This window comes from Sulfolobales archaeon, from assembly GCA_038881635.1.
GTDB lineage: Archaea > Thermoproteota > Thermoprotei_A > Sulfolobales > AG1 > WYEN01.
Window position 1 is genome coordinate 40,130 of sequence record JAVZPJ010000008.1, and the last position, 5,876, is coordinate 46,005.

The 5,876-nt window shown below is 38.3% G+C and carries 6 protein-coding genes and 1 pseudogene; 5 read left to right on the forward strand and 2 right to left on the reverse strand.

The features are described from left to right. Both QXS89_06025 and QXS89_06030 read right to left on the reverse strand, forming a co-directional pair. Window positions 1-318 (reverse strand): 2-oxo acid dehydrogenase subunit E2 (locus QXS89_06025; GenBank protein ID MEM3831734.1); only part of this gene is annotated, 318 nt, incomplete at its 3' end. Window positions 319-324: 6 nt separating this feature from the next. After that, window positions 325-462 (reverse strand): annotated as a pseudogene (locus QXS89_06030) (E3 binding domain-containing protein). A gap of 603 nt (window positions 463-1,065) precedes the next feature. Between QXS89_06030 and QXS89_06035 the strand changes: the two are divergent. From QXS89_06035 to QXS89_06055, 5 genes are read left to right on the forward strand one after another with little or no spacing between them, the layout of a single operon-like run. After that, window positions 1,066-2,454, forward strand: a complete 1,389-nt coding sequence (locus tag QXS89_06035) for an amino acid ABC transporter substrate-binding protein (protein MEM3831735.1) — start codon at window positions 1,066-1,068, stop codon at window positions 2,452-2,454. Window positions 2,455-2,468: 14 nt separating this feature from the next. Further along, complete coding sequence (locus QXS89_06040) at window positions 2,469-3,362, forward strand: branched-chain amino acid ABC transporter permease (protein ID MEM3831736.1); 894 nt, start codon at window positions 2,469-2,471, stop codon at window positions 3,360-3,362. Window positions 3,363-3,367: 5 nt separating this feature from the next. Next, window positions 3,368-4,378 carry a branched-chain amino acid ABC transporter permease gene (locus tag QXS89_06045; GenBank protein MEM3831737.1) on the forward strand — a complete coding sequence of 337 codons (1,011 nt, stop codon included), beginning with the start codon at window positions 3,368-3,370 and terminating at the stop codon, window positions 4,376-4,378. A gap of 11 nt (window positions 4,379-4,389) precedes the next feature. Then, complete coding sequence (locus tag QXS89_06050; GenBank protein ID MEM3831738.1) at window positions 4,390-5,124, forward strand: ABC transporter ATP-binding protein; 735 nt, start codon at window positions 4,390-4,392, stop codon at window positions 5,122-5,124. Continuing rightward, entirely contained in the window at window positions 5,121-5,840 is a 720-nt protein-coding gene (locus QXS89_06055; GenBank protein MEM3831739.1) for an ABC transporter ATP-binding protein, read from the forward strand. The genes QXS89_06050 and QXS89_06055 overlap by 4 nt, the downstream gene beginning before the upstream one ends. The last annotated feature ends 36 nt before the right edge of the window (window positions 5,841-5,876 follow it).

Sequence of the window (5,876 nt, forward strand, 5' to 3'; positions counted from 1 at the left end):
TTCTAATATCTTAATTTTATCCTCTTCTAAAGTAGCGTTTATGTATGGATGTTCTCTTAGTAGCATTGCCACGGTCTTAACTAGGATATCTGTATATGTTACTCTAATCCCTTCACCTAATTCTTTTAAGAGTTCTTCTCTAACCTCAACTAGAGCGTCAACTATAGCCTCCGTAGTAAGAGTTACTTGAGCCATGGTTTGAAGACTTTCAACCATACGCTTAGCTATTACCTCTCTTACTGGAGACATAGGTATAGACTCTTTAACTCTAACACCTGTACTAGTGTACTTCTCTATTCTCTCAATTTCTCTTAGCACATCTTCTTTAGTTATAAGACCTCCAGGACCTGTGCCTTTAACTTTACTTAGATCAATTCCTTCTTCTTCAGCTAGCTTTCTAGCTCTAGGAGTAGCTCTTACTCTAGCTTTTACTTCTAACTCTTCAGAAACCTTAGGAGGCAGTCTTTACTTTAAGTTAATGAATTTAAGAGAGGATTAAAGAGATTCTGGGAGTAGAACTCAACACTGCAACAGCTCTCGCGAGTAGAAAGCCTGTTGCAAGAGGATTTAATAGTGCATAGATCATGAACACCATAACTGTGTCAGGGCTTCTAACAGCTTTCTGACTGTCCCTACAAAGCCCTTATCTAGAACTCTTTCAAACCTACCGCAATTACATATACTATGGAAAGACCTATGAATATTACCGGTGTGTAGTATAATAAGAGATATATGCGGTTCCTACTGTGGAGGTTTTCAAAGTCCACCTCACCCCTAGCGACATAGTATTTTATCTAGAGATGTAGCAGAATCATTAGTCTAAGAGCGAATATTAATATGGATCCAAGTATCATCAGAGGATCTCATCTCATGATCAGAGTAAATGATGATTCTTATTGATCCATAAGCTTAGATAAACCGTCTGAGCTAGTCTTTGTACTAGAAGATTCCTGTCAGAAAGATAATACTGTTAAAATACATCAGTCTAGTATGTTGTCTATTAATTGCTGTAGCTATAAAATTTATAAGCTTTTTATCTGCAATATCTTGTGGTAGGCGGTGAGAATGGCTTACAGAACTTCTCTAATAATTGGTGGTGTGGTCATAGTATTACTTATCCTAGTAGGTTTAATGTACTTCTTCATGGCTCGACCAACTACACCTACACTTACGACACCTATACCAACGCTCACTACTCCCTTAACACCGATAACTACTCTAACGCCTACATTAACTTCTACGCCTGAAATTAAGATTCCAGGTAAAATAGTTGTCGGTTTAACAATATCATTATCTGGTACTTATGCTAAGGAAGGTCAGATGGGTCTACTGGGATTGCAGACTGCTGTTAAGTGGGTTAATGAGATTTATGGTGGTGTTAGAATTGGTGGTAAGCATGTTCCAATAGAGATTAAGTATTATGATGATGAGAGTAGTAGAGATCTAGTAGTTAGCCTATATGAAAGACTAATAACAGTAGATAAAGTAAACTTCCTATTAGGTCCTTATAGCTCACCCCTAGCATTTGCAGCTGCTCCTGTTGCTGAGAGGTATAAGATGGTTTTCGTAAACTGGGGTGGAGCTTCTGACTTAATAAACCAGCAAGGGTATAAATACGTTGTGACTACCTGGAGTCAAGCTACGAGGTATCACGCTGCTAGTTTAGAGTTCCTAGCTAAAGTAGATCCTACCGTAAAGAGAATCGCTATACTTTATGCTGATGACGAGTTTGATAGAATGGTTGCTGATGGGGCAAGAAAGAAAGCTCAAGAACTTGGGTTCACAATAGTATTCGATAGGTCATTCCCACAAGATATTAAAGACTTTACATCTATCCTAATAGAGTTGAAGGCTGCAAACCCAGAGGTTATACTTGCTGCAACGCATTTTGCTGATGGACTTCTACTAACTAAGCAGCTAGCTGACCTAAGAATAGATGTCAAGTTTTTATCACTAACTGTTGCACCAACAGTTCCTGATTACTATGCAAGTCTAGGGATACTAGCTGAGGGTATAGTATTCCCCTCACATTGGGAGCCTGGTGTTAAGTATAACCCTGAAGTTGCATCTAAGCTTGGCCTAGAGTTCTTTGGACCTACATCTGACGAGTTCTATAAACTGTTCCTAAATATTTCTAAAGGTCAAGAACCATCATATCATGCCGCCTCTGCAGCTGCAGCATTAATATTACTTATTAAGGCTATCGAGTCAGCTCAAAGCCTAGATCAAGATGCTGTAAGAGAAGCATTTAATAGAATGGATATAATGACATTCTTCGGTAGATTCAAGATAGATCCAGCAACAGGATATCAGATAGGTCATAGTATGGTGCTTGGACAGTGGCAGAATGGTAAGAAGGTTATTATATGGCCTCTCGAGGCGGCTACTAGTAAGTATTATTACCCGATACCTACCTGGGAGGAAAAGCTAGCTGGTAAGAAAGCTATACCCTAAAGGTGTATAACTCTATGAATGAGTCTCTCCTACATTTTTTACCTTACTATCTAGTCTCTGGGTTATTGATAGGAATTGTATACGGCTTGGCCACTATAGGCTTATCATTAATATTCGGAGTACTTAGAATAGTTAATGTCGGCCATGGATCCTTCATAATGATAGGTATGTATGCAACTTACTGGTTCTTCGTACTAGTAGCTTTAAACCCCTTCATATCTCTAATTCCATCACTCGTGGTTGGATTAATATTAGGTATCATAATGTTCTATGGCGTTTTAAGGTTCTTAGTTAAAGCTCCAGAACTCTCAACTCTTGTAGCTACATTCTCTATAGGTATCATACTTGAAGAGCTAGCTAAAATCATGTGGAGCACTGAGTATAGAGGGTTTATCTACAGTCTTGGGAGCTTAACACTACAGGGTATGCCATTACCTTTAACTAGAGTGTGGCCAGGCATAGTCGCTCTGCTCCTCGTAGTAGCATTATACCTTGTACTTTATAAGACTAGGTTTGGTACGGCTATAAGAGCTGTTACACAAGATCCTGAAGGTGCATCTGTCTGCGGTATTAATATAGTATTCACCTATGCATCTACAGTAGCTTTAGGTATAGCTTTAACTACAGTTAGTGGGTCTCTGTTAGCAATATACTTCCAGCAAGGTATAAACCCATATATTGGGGATCTATATACACTAAGAGCATTTGTTATTGCTGTTTTAGGAGGTCTAGGATCGCCTATAGGAGCTCTTATTGGTGGTATAATATTTGGTATAATTGAGCAAAGTTCTTTTCCGGTATTCTCTATTCTAGGAGTTCCTAACCCCTTTGGTCTAAGTGTCTTTTTAGCATTCTCATTAATCTTAGTACTTCTACTTGTCAGACCTAAAGGATTATTAGGTAGGTGATATTTATGAGTGTGGTTGTGACTATAAGGCACTTAGTAATAATTTTAGTAGTATATCTCATAATATTATCCCTCAGAGTAGCAACCGAGGTTGTCGGGTCTATAGGTCCTATAACTGCTCAGCTATTAACACTAATAGCGTTTTACGTTGCATTAGGTCAGGCATTCAATATATTCCTAGGAATGACTGGATATGTGAACTTCGGCTACGTAGCCTTTATGGGTCTAGGAATGTATGGTATGGCTACTGGGATTCATAGGGCTATGAATGCAGGCTTTCCAGGTTATATTGGCTTGATTCTAGGTCTCTTCCAAGCAGTAGTATTTTCAATTATATTAGCATTAGTAGTGGGAGGTATTGCCTTAAGACTAGGAGGGGCTTACTTCGCAATAGCAACTATAAGTGTGAATGAGGGTTTGAGGTATTTAATTGAAGGATTAGATATTTGGGAAGGCTCTAGAGGTCTTCCCTTAAGTGGGCCTCTTATATCTGCCTTCGGCCATGAGGGATTCTCTATATTATCAACGGTAGCCTCAGATCTAGGAGTATTTATAATAGCTTTACTAGCCTTAATTATAACCTTCATATTCTTAAATAGTAGGATTGGCTACGCGCTTAGAGCTATAAGAGAAGATGAGAATACAGCAAAAGTTATGGGGATAAATGCTACGAAGTATAAGCTCATAGCATTCTCTACTAGTGGAGTTTTAGGAGGACTTATAGGAGCTATGTGGTCTTTTAAAGCTGCAACAATATATCCTCCTGATGCATTCAACATACAATATACTGTAGAGGCTATAGTTGTAGTAATGCTTGGCGGAGCTGGGACACTGCTAGGTCCTCTAGTTAGCGGTGCTATATATGCATCCTTAAAATATTTCTTAGCAGGTATACTACCAGGCTTTCAACTTTTAATATTCGCTCTACTAGTTTTAGCTATAGTAATCCTAACTCCTGAAGGTATAGTTGGTGCTCTAAGATACTATATTCCACGAATCAGGAGGTTTATAGCTTGAGGTGGCTCTAAATGCTTGAGGTTATTAATGTAACCAAGAGATTTGGAGGCTTAATAGCATTAAAAGATGTAAGTTTAAAAATTGATAAAGGAGAGAAGATAGCTATAATAGGTCCTAATGGCTCAGGTAAGACAACGTTATTAAATGTGATAAGCGGTGTCTATAAGCCTGAGAGCGGTAGAGTGCTATTAATGGGTGTAGATATAACTCATACTCCACCATATGAGAGAGCTAGGATGGGTATCGCTAGAGCATTCCAGATACCGAAACCTTTCTCTAACTTAACTGTAAGAGAGAATGCTGCAATTGGAGCATTATTTGGACCTTTATACGGGAGTATAAATGTTAAAGAGGCCTTAGAAATAGCTGATAACATGCTTAAGCTAGTAGGATTATATGATAAGAGAGATGAACTAGCTGGGAAACTTACAGCACCAGAGCTTAAACTATTAGAACTTGCTAGAGCTCTGTCATCAAAGCCTAAAGTTCTACTCTTAGATGAGATAGTTGCAGGTATGCCTCCATCAATGGTAGATCAGTTAATGCTACTACTTAAGAGAATCTCAGATGAAGAGAATATAGCTATAACCACTCTCATTGAGCATGTTATGAGAGCTGTAGTTAGATTTGCTGAGAGAGTAGTAGTACTCTATCGAGGTTCTAAGATCCTTGAAGGTGAGACTGAGAAAATCTTAAGAAACCCAATACTAGAAGAAATATATCTTGGTAAGAAGTGGTCAGTATGAGTATAGCCTTAGAATGTTCTAATATTAAATCAGGTTATGGTAAGATACAGATCTTATGGGGTGTCAGCTTAAAACTACCTAAGGGTAGTATAGTAGCTGTTCTAGGACCTAATGGTGCTGGTAAAACTACATTGCTTAAGACCATAATGGGTATTATAATGCCTATAGATGGCTCAATTAAACTCTATGATAGAGATGTGTCAAAGCTACCTCCACATGTAAAGGTTGATCTAGGTTTAACAATGGTTCCTGAGGGTAGAAGATTATTCCCAGATTTAACTGTACTAGAGAATCTACAAATGGGAGCATATACTAGAAGAGCTAGAGAGAAGATAAGAGAGAGTTTAGAGATAGTATTCAATCTATTCCCAGTATTAAAAGAGAGGTTGAATCAAAAAGCTGGAACCTTAAGTGGAGGTGAGCAGCAGATGCTAGCAATAGCCAGAGCATTAATGTCTAAACCTAAAGTCATACTATTAGATGAGCCAAGCCAGGGATTAGCACCAAAAATTGTATGGAGCGTAGCCGAAACTCTAGAGAACATTATGAGAGAGCTAGAAGTATCAATACTCTTAGTAGAGCAAAATATAGCAATAGCCCTAGATAAAGCCGAATACATATATATCTTGGAGCAAGGTAGAATAGTTGCTGAAGGCTCGAGAGATGAGATAGTATCTAAGAAGATTGATGTAGTTAAGGCGTATCTAGGCATATAAACTATACTATCCCTAACAACCTCTTTCTTCACATAT